The 12,956-nt window shown below is 33.7% G+C and carries 13 protein-coding genes; 3 read left to right on the top strand and 10 right to left on the bottom strand.

All coding sequences use genetic code 11. The features are described 5' to 3' along the window. Positions 1 to 193 precede the first annotated feature (193 nt). The 3 genes from K0R77_RS08025 (at position 194) to K0R77_RS08015 (ending at position 1,999) form a co-directional block, all read left to right on the top strand. Positions 194 to 931 (top strand): hypothetical protein, encoded by a 738-nt coding sequence (locus K0R77_RS08025; RefSeq protein WP_300350878.1) that lies wholly within the window; start codon positions 194 to 196, stop codon positions 929 to 931. 271 nt (positions 932 to 1,202) lie between these two features. Beyond that, positions 1,203 to 1,553: a hypothetical protein gene (locus K0R77_RS08020; protein WP_242800692.1), complete on the top strand. Its 351-nt coding sequence runs from the start codon at positions 1,203 to 1,205 to the stop codon at positions 1,551 to 1,553. Positions 1,554 to 1,564: 11 nt separating this feature from the next. Next, positions 1,565 to 1,999 carry a hypothetical protein gene (locus K0R77_RS08015; RefSeq protein ID WP_300350873.1) on the top strand — a complete coding sequence of 145 codons (435 nt, stop codon included), beginning with the start codon at positions 1,565 to 1,567 and terminating at the stop codon, positions 1,997 to 1,999. 98 nt (positions 2,000 to 2,097) lie between these two features. On the opposite strand, the gene gcvP is transcribed toward K0R77_RS08015, so the two are convergent. The 10 genes from gcvP to K0R77_RS07965 all read right to left on the bottom strand — a co-directional run bounded on the left by gcvP (position 2,098) and on the right by K0R77_RS07965 (position 12,917). Continuing rightward, positions 2,098 to 4,956, bottom strand: coding sequence for an aminomethyl-transferring glycine dehydrogenase (gene gcvP / locus K0R77_RS08010; protein WP_300350870.1), 2,859 nt, complete (start codon positions 4,954 to 4,956; stop codon positions 2,098 to 2,100). 672 nt (positions 4,957 to 5,628) lie between these two features. After that, complete coding sequence (locus K0R77_RS08005; RefSeq protein WP_300350868.1) at positions 5,629 to 6,279, bottom strand: DnaJ domain-containing protein; 651 nt, start codon at positions 6,277 to 6,279, stop codon at positions 5,629 to 5,631. 355 nt (positions 6,280 to 6,634) lie between these two features. After that, positions 6,635 to 6,904 (bottom strand): hypothetical protein, encoded by a 270-nt coding sequence (locus K0R77_RS08000; RefSeq protein ID WP_300350865.1) that lies wholly within the window; start codon positions 6,902 to 6,904, stop codon positions 6,635 to 6,637. A 90-nt stretch (positions 6,905 to 6,994) separates the two neighbouring features. Beyond that, positions 6,995 to 7,333 carry a hypothetical protein gene (locus tag K0R77_RS07995; protein WP_300350862.1) on the bottom strand — a complete coding sequence of 113 codons (339 nt, stop codon included), beginning with the start codon at positions 7,331 to 7,333 and terminating at the stop codon, positions 6,995 to 6,997. An 11-nt stretch (positions 7,334 to 7,344) separates the two neighbouring features. Next, a complete protein-coding gene (locus K0R77_RS07990; RefSeq protein ID WP_300350860.1) occupies positions 7,345 to 7,899 on the bottom strand; it encodes a sigma-70 family RNA polymerase sigma factor in 555 nt (184 codons plus the stop codon). Positions 7,900 to 8,441: 542 nt separating this feature from the next. Then, positions 8,442 to 10,445, bottom strand: a complete 2,004-nt coding sequence (locus K0R77_RS07985; protein ID WP_300350858.1) for a S9 family peptidase — start codon at positions 10,443 to 10,445, stop codon at positions 8,442 to 8,444. Between the two features lie 175 nt (positions 10,446 to 10,620). Further along, on the bottom strand, positions 10,621 to 11,079 hold the full coding sequence (locus K0R77_RS07980; protein WP_300350855.1) for a hypothetical protein: 459 nt from the start codon (positions 11,077 to 11,079) through the stop codon (positions 10,621 to 10,623). Positions 11,080 to 11,164: 85 nt separating this feature from the next. Continuing rightward, positions 11,165 to 11,608, bottom strand: coding sequence for an SRPBCC domain-containing protein (locus tag K0R77_RS07975; protein ID WP_300350852.1), 444 nt, complete (start codon positions 11,606 to 11,608; stop codon positions 11,165 to 11,167). 18 nt (positions 11,609 to 11,626) lie between these two features. Next, on the bottom strand, positions 11,627 to 12,055 hold the full coding sequence (locus K0R77_RS07970) for an SRPBCC domain-containing protein (RefSeq protein ID WP_300350849.1): 429 nt from the start codon (positions 12,053 to 12,055) through the stop codon (positions 11,627 to 11,629). A gap of 28 nt (positions 12,056 to 12,083) precedes the next feature. Continuing rightward, a complete protein-coding gene (locus K0R77_RS07965) occupies positions 12,084 to 12,917 on the bottom strand; it encodes an SDR family oxidoreductase (RefSeq protein WP_300350846.1) in 834 nt (277 codons plus the stop codon). Positions 12,918 to 12,956 lie beyond the last annotated feature (39 nt).

Genomic DNA, 12,956 nt, shown 5'->3' with positions numbered 1-12,956 from the left:
ATTAATAGGAGAAAAACATATCTAATTTAAGTTGCCTTTCTCATGCTTTTTGTTTCATGTTCGAATTAATTAAAATTGATTATAACAAATTAACCGTTTTCGGAAGACTTTTTTTATATTTGATTATAGTTTGGATTTATGCACTGCGTGAAGACAAATCTTAGCAGAAATAGTAAACCAACAATCGACAAATATGGGAATTTTTGACTTTTTCAAAACCAAACAGCAAAAAGAGAATGAATTAAACGAGAATGAAAAATTGAGTTCACGATTTGAAAAAAAAAACGAAGATATCAATAACAACAAATATCATAAACCTTCAAATTGGACATCAAATTATATTTATGGCTTTATAAATGGAAATCCGATGCAAAAAATTTCCAATCACGATGATTTAATAGAAATTATTAGAAACACAGTCGGAAATGGAAAAGGTTATGTTGCAATAGACTCAATATTTCATCCTTATAACTTAATAAATCACAAAGGTGCAACAGCTTGGGATTTAGCTTGGTTTTGGTTATATGCTCAAAATAAGGGGGAAATTATTTCAGAAATTGCGAAAAATGAAACAGCTACAATTGTTAAATCTGAAAATTTAAACTTACATGAAAATTTCAGGGTTTGGCCAAATGACAATTTAAATCCACACAAAAATAAGCAATATGATAAATTTGTTCCTTTTATTCTACCCTATTTAACTTACTCGATAGAAGAAAAAGACGAAAAATATTGGATGAAAATGATAAATGCGGAATTACAATCGCAAGGACACGCTCATACTTATATCGAAAATTTCAACCGTATTTTATCAAATAATACCGAAGGACACATTATGACTTTAGGTTTTGGAGAATTTAACAGAGAAAATTTAGATGAACTTATAAGCAAATTTACAGATTTTTATGACCAAAATATGAGTGGGAAATAAAACTACTTCTGCTATGATAGTGAGGCGAAACTGCAAAGTTCAACGTTTGTTCTTTGGTTCAACATTTTACGCAAAATTGAAAATATATCCCCCCCATTGCCCCACTTTCGCAAAGTTCCAAACCTTAAACACAATTCAAAACAATTTCTACAAAAATAAATCCCTCTCAAAACTGAAAGGGATTTATTTATATCTAAATGTTTTTATGGATTCCCGTAAGGAATTTAAATATTTAGTAATCATACTTACGAAAATATTTAAATAATAAATTATGGCATTTTTAGATCATAATGGAGAAAGTGAATTTCCATTTAATAAAGAAAAAGTATTTGATGCACTATGCAAAGCCATTCCTAAAATTAATGGAATGAAAATTGAGAACGCAGACAAATTATCTGGACGAATCCTAGTAAAAGCAGGAGTAAGTCTATTCAGCTGGGGAGAAAATATTCCAATCCAGCTTACAATAATTTCTGATAGCTTAACGAAAGTATCAATAACATCTTCTCCAAAAACAGGTATGATGTTTGGCGGTGCTTTCGACATGGGTAAAAACAGAAAAAACATTGAAAATATTTTACAAGTAACTTCCAATATTTTATCAACTGAAACCAAAAATTAATTAAAATAAATATGACTAAAATTTATATTGCAAATTCTTTTGGAAACAAGGATAAAGTAATTTTTATAATAGATAATCAAAAAATTTATTCTGTAAATTCCTTTGGAAATAAAGACAAAGTAGTACTTATTATTGATAATCAAAAAATATATACCGCTAATTCTTTCGGAAACAATAACAAGATGATACTTATTATTGATGGTCAAAAGGTCTATTCTGCAAATTCTTTTGGAAATAAAGACAAAATAGTGCTTGTTATTGATGGTCAAAAAGTTCATTCTGCAAATTCTTTCGGAAACAAAAACAAAGTACTATTTATCATTGATAATCAAAAAATATACACTGCTAACTCATTTGGAAATAAAGATAAATGTATTCTTATAAATGATGGCGTATACAGTTTACCAGAATTAATTGCATGCTTAAGCAGAATTTCAACGTTTTAATTTAAAAACTTACCTATAAAATCTATATTAAAAGCTGATCCTAATAACAAAAAATCCCTCTCATCACTGAAAGGGATTAATTATATAAAAACTTTTAATTACATATAAGCTTCAATCGGCTCACAAGTACAAACTAAGTTTCTGTCTCCGTAAGCTTCGTCAACTCTAGAAACTGATGCAAAGAATTTGTGATCTCTTACCCAATGTAGAGGATAAGCTGCCTTTTCTCTGCTGTATGGTTTATCCCAAGAATCAGAAATTACCAATTGCTCAGTGTGAGGAGCATTTTTCAAGACGTTGTTCGACTGATCTGCTTCGCCATTAGCAATCTCATCAATCTCTTGTTTGATTGCGATAAGAGCTTCTGCAAAACGGTCGATTTCAGATTTGCTTTCAGATTCTGTAGGCTCGATCATTAAAGTTCCTGCAACCGGGAAAGAAACCGTAGGCGCATGGAAACCGTAGTCCATTAATCTTTTTGCTACATCAGCCACTTCAATTCCTAAAGATTTGAACTGACGGAAATCTACGATACATTCGTGCGCTACTCTACCTTCTGTATTTGAATATAAAATAGGGAAATGTTCTGCTAAGATTTCTTTTAAATAATTTGCATTTAAAATCGCATGTTCAGTTGCTTTTTTCAAACCTGAAGTTCCCAACATTTTGATGTAAGCGTAAGAAATATTCAAAATCAATCCAGAACCGTAAGGTGCTGCAGAAATTCCTTCGATCGCTTCTTTTGAACCTACTTTAATGTTTGCATTGGTAGGCAAGAAAGGAACTAAGTGTTTCGCAACACAGATCGGGCCAACACCAGGACCTCCACCTCCGTGAGGAATTGCGAAAGTTTTATGAAGATTTAAGTGACAAACGTCTGCTCCGATGTTTCCAGGACTTGTATATCCTACCTGAGCGTTCATGTTCGCACCGTCCATATAAACCTGTCCACCGTGATCGTGAACCAATTGAGTAATTTCTTTAATGTTTGCATCAAAAAACCCGTACGTTGAAGGGTATGTGATCATTACACAAGATAAGTTTTCAGAATTAGCTTCTGCTTTAGCTTTGAAATCTTCAAAATCAATTTCCCCACTTTCAAGGTTTTTAACGACAACAATCTTCATTCCTGCCATTGCTGCAGAAGCCGGATTTGTTCCGTGTGCAGACTGAGGAATCAAAACCACATTTCTGTGACCTTCGCCTCTTGAAATGTGATATTCTCTGATCACCATCAAACCTGCATATTCTCCCTGAGCTCCTGAATTTGGCTGAAGAGAAGTTCCTGCAAAGCCTGTGATTTCAGAAAGATCTTTTTCTAATTCTTTGATCATTTCCTGATAACCTCCTGCCTGATTTACCGGGACAAACGGGTGAACACTTCCCCAATCTGCCCACGAAAGTGGCAACATCTGAGTCGCCGCGTTCAATTTCATTGTACATGAACCAAGAGAGATCATCGAATGCGTTAATGATAAATCTTTTCTTTCAAGACGCTTGATGTAACGCATCAATTCTGTCTCTGTATGATATTTGTTGAACACTTCTTCCGTAAGAATCTCATCTTTTCTAAGATTTTCTTCTGGAATGCTATATCCTTCTTTTATTTCTAATTTGAAAGTCTGCTTATCTTTAAACTGAGCAAAAGAAGCCATCAGAACATTTAATTTTTCCAATGTTGTACTTTCGTTGATCGCAATGCTTACAACTCCTTCTGTGAAATAATTAAGATTCAGTCTGTGATCAAGCATCATTCTCATCAATCTTGCTTTCTCATCTTCAGACATTACGATTTTTACCGTGTCAAAAATCGGCTCTTCAACAGTCTGATAACCTAAAGCTTTTAATCCGCCTTTCAAAGCATTTGCTTTAAAGTGAATTTGATCAGCAATATAATTTAATCCTTTCGGACCATGATAAACAGCATACATTCCTGCCATAACTGCTAAAAGAACCTGAGCAGTACAGATGTTTGAGGTTGCTCTTTCTCTCTTAATATGCTGCTCTCTCGTTTGCAAAGCCATTCTCAACGCACGTTTTCCGTACATATCCTGAGAAACCCCGATGATTCTTCCCGGAATATCTCTTTTGTAATCTTCTTTACAAGAGAAAAATGCTGCGTGAGGACCACCGTAACCTAATGGAATACCAAATCTCTGTGAAGTTCCAACAGCACAGTCAGCGCCCATTGATGCAGGAGATTTCAATTTAACCAAAGCCATCGGATCACAAGCTACAACAACTTGTAAATCTAATTTTTTGTATTCCACGATATCTTCTGTATAGTCTAAAACGATTCCGTTTTTGCCTGGATACTGTAATAACACTCCGTAATAAGATTCGTCGAACTGATGTGTTTTGTGATCACCTTCTACGATTTCGATTGCTAAACCTTCAGCTTTTGTTTTTAAAACAGAAACGGTTTGAGGCAAAACTAAATCAGAGATAAAAAACTTGTTTGCTCCTGCTTTTTTCTGATCTTTCGTTCTGTTGTTGAAGAACATATGCATTGCTTCTGCAGCAGCTGTAGATTCATCCAGCAAAGACGCGTTTGCCAAAGCAAAACCTGTCAAATCGCACACAACAGTCTGATAATTAAGCAAAGCTTCTAATCTTCCCTGAGCGATCTCCGCCTGATAAGGTGTGTACGCTGTGTACCAGCTTGGGTTTTCAAAGATATTTCTCTGAATCGCCGATGGCAACAATGTATTGTGATATCCAAAACCGATATAGCTTGTATAATCAGTATTCTTCGCTGCCAATTCTTTCGAATGATTCAGCATCTGGTATTCTGAAAGAGGTTCTGAAATATTCAGATCACTTTCTAAACGGATAGATGATGGAATGGTTTGAGAAATCAATTCTTCGATACTTGAAACGCCAACTTTTTCCAACATTGCCTGCTTATCGGCTTCATTTAGGGAAATGTGACGGCTCACAAACTGCTCTGTATTCATTTTTATATATTAGATTTTGTTTGAAAAAAAAGATTCGTAAAATTACGATTTTTAAACTGATTTCGCAACCTAAGTCATTGTTGGCGATTGGCTTTTTACAATTGGCTTTAAAATGCAGGTTTTGAAACTTGCGAATGTGTGATTACAAGCAGTGATATTAATTTATTCAAATCATCTATTGAAGCGATTTTGGTTCAATAGTTCTTTTTACAACTTAAATATTTGAGCGATTTTCATAAATTATAGTGCCAAATTTGAACACAAAGTGCACTGAGTTTTTCTACTATTAACTGTTTTTAAGTTTCACAAAGCCGTTTCATTTATAAAAGCTCACTAAGCTTTTCAGTTATGGAAAATATAAATAGAGGGTAAATTAGACTTAAAGCATTCCCTCAAATCATCTGTTAATCAGCATTTAAAGAAAATTTAAATTTTATTAATTATATTTATTCTAAATTAATATATTTGCAACATGAATATCATTACTCCGTTTAAAGTTCCGCCATTGACTCCGGTATTTTCTTTCAAGAATGAAGAAATGTTATGTGGCGACAAAAAATCTTGCTGTAAAAAATTCAAGAAAGGGAAACGTTGCAAAAAATGCCCGGGAAATAAGAAATTGGCATAGTTAGTTAGTTAGTTAGTTAGTTAGTTAGTTAGTTAGTTAGTTAGTTAGTTAGTTAGACTGCTGATTAAAAAATAAATTGCTAAAGCTAAAATCAATAGTCCAAAAATTAATCTGAAAATTTTTGGCTGACCTTTAGGATTTGTTGCAGTTCGTGGCTGTGATTTAAATAGTTCTTCTGCCTTATCTCTGAACTTTTCACCATCAGATTCAAAAACCTCTGTTATCGTAATTCCTTGTACGACCGTTTTGTGCAAAAGTGAATTGGTCGCATGCAGCAGCAACTGAAATTTTCCGTTTTTAAATTCTGTAATTTTAAAAATTCTTTCTCCATAAGCTTTTTCCAATCCAAATGGTAAAACTTTGACTACATCGGCATTCTGAGTTTGCCATGTAATGATAATCTCCTCTCCTTTTTTCGCATGGATTTTATTAGCCGAAAAAGTTTTAATCGCCGGTGGAACGGTATATCTGAAAGTTTTCTGATGACTTTCTAAATTTTGATCATACGTAATTCTTCTACCCCGGTCGCTCAAAGTCTCATATGCTTCCTGAATTTCTTTGAAACGTTCTGCAAAAAAATCATCGTTTTGATTTTTATCGGGATGGTATTTTAATGAAAGTTTTCTATATGCTTTTTTGACGTCTTCATCTGAAGCATCCTGAGAAACACCGAGAAAATAATAGTAGTCTTTCATGTAAGTGAATACAAAAATAAGAATTTTATTTTCTTTGTACTTTTATTTATACGATTTTTGTCATTGCTAGCGAAGCAAAGCAATCTCTTTTTTTTTAACGCAAGGGTCGCTGAGTTTTTTTGTATAATTGAGAATATTTTCCGAGTTTGTCATTCCGTAGGAATCTAAGCTATTATTTATATTTATTGCCGAGATTCCTACGGAATGACAAACTTTATGTTGATTTTAATTAGTAAAAAAAGTTTAAATAGCGGCTTCAAAAATATCAACCACTCTTTAAAGAAAAAATTCCGGTGCGGGAAGCTTTGCTTCCCGCACCGGAATTAAACAATTTCAATTTAGTTATTTTTTACTATTATGCTTCTGTAAGATCTTCTTTTTTCGCATGTTTTCTACAACATCTTGAGGCAAATTCTTTCTTGAACTTTCCTTTCAGTTCCTGATACTGTTCTTCATCCATTTCTCTGATCTTATCAGCCAATCCGAAAGGTGATTTTTCTTTGATTCCGTATTCGTTGAAAATACCTCTTACAAATCTTTTTCTTTCAATTACTTTTTTGGTAACCATTGCAACTCCGGCAACGGCAAGTGCTCCAAGAACACCTTTTAATACTGAATTTTTCATTTTCTTAAATTTTAAATTTTACTACTTCTTGTTTTTTATAGAGACGAATTCGTTTTAGTTTTTACTTTACTACTTCCTTAAAATTTCAAACTATTCGTTATTTCTGTTGAAGAATCCGGTTGAGCATTTCTGTCTCCAGACTTCTTTGAATTTTTCTTTTTCTTCTGCAGACATTCCCTCCATTTTATGTCTCAGATGTTTTTCTTTCATATCTCTCATTCCCCTTCCGAATTTTCCGTGGAAACCTCCAAAAAGAATTTTACTCAAAACCAAAATTCCCATCGCCTGCCAGAAATTGATACTTTTCACACCAATAACTTCGGGAAGAATGCAGTTCCACAACCACATTACAATCAGCGCAACGGCAAGGAAAATCAATGGTGGACATAAAATTAAAAGTGCCCAGCTTTTTTTATATTTATTGTTCATTTTATTTATTTCTAATTATTTAAATCTTCGTACAACTGTCTCAATCTGTTTCTCAAATGCTTCACTGCATAATTTTTTCTACTGATGATGGTTTTGATATTTTCTCCCTGTTCATCAGCGATTTCCTGTAAAGTTTTATCATTGAGTTCATTTTCTATGTAGACCAATTTCTGTTTTTCGGGAAGTTCTTCTAAAACTTCAAATAACTTTTTCCAGATTTCATCCTGAAACATTTTCACATCCGGTCCGGCGCTGTCGTCGAGCAACAGAATATCTTTTATCGAAAACGAACCGTCTTCATCTTCGTAGACGAAATCTTCAAGGTTTTCGGTTTTCTTTTTTCTGTATTTATCAATGATTTTATTTGAAGTAACGCGATACAACCATCCGCCAACATTTACAATTTCAGAAAGATTGGTCAAACTGCTGAACTGGTACCAGACTTCCTGCAGAATATCTTCCGCATCTTCGGTATTTTTCACTTTCGGACGAATGAAAGACATCAGTTTTCCACCGTAGTTTGATACGGTCTGCGAAATAATGTTTTCCTTTTCCTTCTGTGGCATTGTTATTTTCTCGGCAATCTCCATATTGCTATGACGATTGTCCTTTTTGTTTTACTTTAATGAATGTAAAGATTTTTTTTGACATTTCAGTTTTTCGTTTGTTAATCGTGTTTTTGTTACAATATTTTTTTAAAGCTTATCCGGCTATCCACTATATCTTTTTTGCAGTGGTCTCCACTTCGCTGCGTCCACTGCAAAAAAAGGATGCCGTTTCTATCCGGGCTATAGAACCACCCCGTCTCAATTTTCTTTGAAAATTGATCCACCCCTCCAAAGGAGGGGAATTCTGTGCGCTGAAATATTGTGAGAAAATTGTGTTGTTATTTAAAAAAAACGGAAAGCAAAATACTTTCCGTTGTTTTTATAAACTTTTATTTAAATTATTAATGAATGTCCGTAATTAGTAATAACTTAGTTTTAATGGTTTGCTTGTCATTCCGTAGGAATCTCAACACACTGAAAATAAAGCAGTTTAGATTCCTACGGAATGACAAAATGACTGATGATTTTAGTGTTATGATTAAAAACGAACATTCATAAAATTATTTATTAAAATTTTCTGCGAAGAAACCCAGCATATATTTATACAACTCAAGTCTGTTGGGTTCTTTTCCGAATCCGTGTCCTTCATCGTATTTTACCATGTAAGGAACTTCAAAGCCTTTATTTCTCAAAGCTTTTACGATTTGATCTGATTCGTTAATGTTAACTCTCGGATCGTTTGCTCCCTGAACCACAAACAACGGCTTTTTAATTTTATCAATCTGGAAAACAGGTGAAACCTCTTTTGCAATTTTTGCTTCTTCAGGATTGTCTAAATCATACCATATCTGTTTAACCATTTCTTTGTACGGTTTCCAGTATTCAGGGAAAGAATCGAAGAATGTGAAGATATTTGAAACACCCACGTAATCAACACCACAAGAATATAAATCTGGTGTTTTGATCAATCCCATCAAAGTAGCATAACCACCGTGACTTCCGCCATAGATGGCAATTTTATCTTTATCTACCCAACCTTGCGAGATTGCATATTTTACTCCGTCTTCCACATCATCCATTGCTTTTCTTCCGATTTGTTTGTAGCCCGAATTCTGAAATTCTTTACCATAACCACCAGAAATTCTGAAATTAACCTGTAAAGTTGCATAACCACGACTTGCAAATAATTGGGTCTCAGGATTGAATCCCCAATCATCTCTGATTCCCTGCGGACCGCCGTGAGGATTTACTATCAAAGGAACTTTCTGACCATCAACAGCAGCTTTTGGCAATGTAATATACCCATGAATTGTCAAACCATCTCTGCTTTTAAATTCGATAGGTCTCATTTCTGCCATATCCTCTTCTTTCAACTGAGGCATAAGATCTACAAGAAGTTTTAGTTTTTTAGATTTTACATCATACTCGTAATATTTCCCGTATAATTTATCACTGTCAACAATTACTAAAAGCTTAGAATCGCTATCATCAGAAGAAACTACATAAAACTGTTTGTCACCAAATTCAGATTTTAACTGAGTATCAACTTCCTTATAAAATTGACTTACAGGAATGATTTCATTTTTGATTCCGTTATAACTGATATAATCTAATTCATAATTTCTGTTTTTACCAGCCATACTTACAGAGTTCACATCAAAGGTAGGATTAGAGTAAACTTCTTTAATGACAGCATTTTTCTTTAAATCATACAGAACAATTCTTGATTTGTCACTATCTAGATTCGTAACAACATATGCCTCATCTTTATTTTTTGAATGGTCATTGAATCTCATGATACTGAATGTATCTTTCCAATCCGTTGATTTAAGAAGATCAAACTTTCCGGATTGCAGATTCTTATAATACGTTTTCGTTGTTAATCCGTTTTCTAAAATCGTATAACCTCTCAAGTTTCCTTCTTTATCAAAAAGGTAACCGTCAATAGGATTTTTAGGATCTTTATTTTCAAAAAGCTGAGTCATTTCACCAGTAACAAAGTTTATTTTGAAAGGCTCGAAAATTTGCTTATTATTTTTATTCATAGTGACCACCACATAGTCTGTATCTTTTATGATCTGAACCAAACCAATGGTTACGCCATCAAAAGGAGTGAGGTCTTTGAGATTTTTACCATCAATATCTGCCGCATACAAATGGAGATTTTCATTTCCGCTCTTGTCCTGAGTATAAAAAAGACGTTTTTTATTTAACCAACCGTAACTTCTGATCAGATCTTCTTTTTCAACAAGTGCTTTGGTAGCTTTTCCCGTTGCCAGGTCTTTTACGAAAACATGATTTTTGCTGTCTTTATCCTTTTCTTTATAAGACAAATATTTCCCGTCTGGCGAGATTTTAAACTGTGAGGCTTTGGGTCTTGCAAAATAATCTTCAACTTTGTATTTAAAGTTTCCTTTATCATAAGTGCTTAGTTTTTCCAAAGTAGCCTTTGAGGAAACCAATGTTGGGTCTCCTGGTAATTTTGTTGTAGAAGTCTGTGCATTTATCATTATTGCTGATATAACAATCTGAGCAGTAGTTAAAATTTTAGTATTAATATTCATAATATGTATGGATTTAGTTAAAAAAACGATCAGTTATTTCAATTAATTATATCTTAATTAGACAACTAAAAGCGCAAAATTGTTACATCCTTTTCTCTAAATCATGAAGTTACTTACAAAAAAACGGAAAGTACAATACTCTCCGTTTTTATAATGATGTAAAAATTTATTTGATTTAATTTAAATAAATTCCAAAATACCACGTCCATACAATCAAAATAATTTGCATGGGTAACCTTTGCTTATAAAGATAATCCATTCCTTGACCGCTGTAATCTCCTTTGAAAATATTTACATTTTTTTTAGATGAATTGATATTGGCAATAAAAACCAAAACATAAAATATAATTAGCAAAATAGCGGTAATCTCACGAATTGAAGGAATCATTAAACCGATTCCTGCAGCTATCTCAATAATTCCTGTGAAATACACCCAAAATAATTTAGCCGGAATAAAATCAGGAATCATTAATGCCATTCCTTTTTGAAATTTAAAGTGAGAAAACCCGGTGAAAATAATGAAAACTGCCATTCCTAAGTTTCCGGCAAATAAAAAATCCCAGCTTCCCTGAATTAGTTTGCTTCCAATTAAAGCTAAAATAAATGTAACGAAGAGAATGCTCAGTAATTTCATATTTATCGCATTATTTTTAATGACCGCAAAGCTAAATCAAAAACCATAATCTTACAAATACCCTAAACAGATATTTGGGTTAGCATTAATTTGCTTCTGCAAGATTTTTAACGACTTGAAGGCCTTTTTCAAAACCGTTGTTCATATGCTCTTCCCAGTTTTTTTCGATCTGAACTTCTGTATGAAGTTTGGTTTTGCCATCATAGTCTATAAGAATATATTTTTCAAAACAACCGCTCCATTGCTTGATTTCCATGCTTTCGGTGTCTTCCACTCCATTTTTGTCGACCATTCCTAAATGTTTAAAAATAATCTGATCAGGTTCTTCCAGACTGTCGATGGTAGAAACCATTCCTGCGCCTTCTTGGTTTACAAAATAGGTTTTTCCGCCGACTTTCCAGTCGGATCTCATTTGAGAACCCGGACTGAAAAATTTCGTCCATTCACTGTAAGTGTTTTCTCCCCAAAGGACATCCCATATTTTCTGTTTTGGAGCATCGATGATGATTTCGTATGATAATGTTTCCATAATTTTAAATTTTGTAAATTATAATTGATTTTCAGATAAGTTTTTAACATTCTGAAGTGCCGCCGGAAATTTATCTTCAAAAAAGCCTTTAAATTCCTCCGAAGTGTTGATTTTTGCGGTTAAGTTTGTTCCTGTTTCAGTTTCTTCCAAAATATAGGATTCTATAGCATCTCCCCAATCCTGAGGAACTTCTACTCCGTCGTAGATTTCACCTAAGTGCAGAAAAGTCATTTCTTTATTCGGATCATTTTTTAAAACACGGCTGTACATTCCGTTGTTATTGGGATCAAAAAATTTCATTAGACTATCTTCTTCCCAAGTTCCAATATAAAATGAACCTTCGGTGAATGCAGAAGTCCATTGTCTATAGCTCAAATCGTCCCAAAGTACAGTCCATACTCTTTCCGGAGTAGCATCTATTTCAATATTATATTCTAAAGTTTCCATATAATTTTTAGGTTTTAGGTAAAATTATTTATCCTCCGACAAAATCGCCGCCATTGATGTGGATAATTTCTCCGGTAATAAAGCTTGAATCTTCTGAAGCTAAAAACACATAAGCCGGAGCAACTTCCGAAGGTTGACCTGCTCTTTTTAGTGGCGTATCTTTCCCGAAAGATGCAATATCTTCAAAAGTTTCTTTCACTAAAGGAGTCCAAATTGGACCAGGAGCAACTCCGTTTACCAAAATTTTCTTTTCGGCAAGATTTACAGATAATGATCTGATAAAAGTGGCAATTGCACCTTTTGTTGCTGAGTAGTCTACCAAATGCTCACTTCCACGGTATGCTGTGACAGAGGTTGTGCAGATTATTCTTCCGCCTTTTTTCATCAATTTTAAAAGATCTCTCGTAAAAGAAATCATAGAAATAATATTGACATTAAAAGTTTCGGAAATCTGATCGTCGGAAATCTTTTCAACATCACTTTTCGGAAACTGAATTCCTGCATTATTGACCAGAACATCAATTTCTTTCCATTCTTTTTTTATTCTTTCCAGACATTTATTCCTGAAGGCTTTTTTAGAAATGTCCCCTTTCATTAAGATACATTTCTGACCTTCTTTTTCTACAAGTTTGAGGGTTTCTTTTGCATCTTTATCATTTTCTTTATAAATGATAACAACATCTGCACCTTCTCTCACAAAATGAACGGCTACAGACTGCCCGATTCCGCTGTCTCCACCGGAAATTACGGCTGTCTTGTTATGCAATTTTTTGCTTCCTAAGTAATTTTCTCTGATGATTTCAGGATACAATCCATCTTTAGGTACTTTTGACAGAGATTTTGACTTGTTCTGTGTTCTCATAGGCAAATCTTTTTACACAAATCACATCAAACAGCAAGC

The sequence above is a fragment of the Chryseobacterium sp. genome, from assembly GCF_029240215.1.
Lineage (GTDB): Bacteria > Bacteroidota > Bacteroidia > Flavobacteriales > Weeksellaceae > Chryseobacterium.
Note: the sequence above shows the minus strand (reverse complement) of the source record. Positions and strands in the feature narration are given on the sequence as shown.

Coding starts and splice junctions, on each gene's coding strand:
- K0R77_RS07985 (WP_300350858.1), bottom strand. CDS start 10,445: ATGAATATTAATACTAAAATTTTAACTACTGCTCAGATTGTTATATCA.
- K0R77_RS07970 (WP_300350849.1), bottom strand. CDS start 12,055: ATGGAAACTTTAGAATATAATATTGAAATAGATGCTACTCCGGAAAGA.
- K0R77_RS08005 (WP_300350868.1), bottom strand. CDS start 6,279: ATGAAAGACTACTATTATTTTCTCGGTGTTTCTCAGGATGCTTCAGAT.
- K0R77_RS08000 (WP_300350865.1), bottom strand. CDS start 6,904: ATGAAAAATTCAGTATTAAAAGGTGTTCTTGGAGCACTTGCCGTTGCC.
- K0R77_RS07995 (WP_300350862.1), bottom strand. CDS start 7,333: ATGAACAATAAATATAAAAAAAGCTGGGCACTTTTAATTTTATGTCCA.
- gcvP (WP_300350870.1), bottom strand. CDS start 4,956: ATGAATACAGAGCAGTTTGTGAGCCGTCACATTTCCCTAAATGAAGCC.
- K0R77_RS07990 (WP_300350860.1), bottom strand. CDS start 7,899: ATGCCACAGAAGGAAAAGGAAAACATTATTTCGCAGACCGTATCAAAC.
- K0R77_RS07975 (WP_300350852.1), bottom strand. CDS start 11,608: ATGGAAACATTATCATACGAAATCATCATCGATGCTCCAAAACAGAAA.
- K0R77_RS07980 (WP_300350855.1), bottom strand. CDS start 11,079: ATGAAATTACTGAGCATTCTCTTCGTTACATTTATTTTAGCTTTAATT.
- K0R77_RS08020 (WP_242800692.1), top strand. CDS start 1,203: ATGGCATTTTTAGATCATAATGGAGAAAGTGAATTTCCATTTAATAAA.
- K0R77_RS08025 (WP_300350878.1), top strand. CDS start 194: ATGGGAATTTTTGACTTTTTCAAAACCAAACAGCAAAAAGAGAATGAA.
- K0R77_RS07965 (WP_300350846.1), bottom strand. CDS start 12,917: ATGAGAACACAGAACAAGTCAAAATCTCTGTCAAAAGTACCTAAAGAT.
- K0R77_RS08015 (WP_300350873.1), top strand. CDS start 1,565: ATGACTAAAATTTATATTGCAAATTCTTTTGGAAACAAGGATAAAGTA.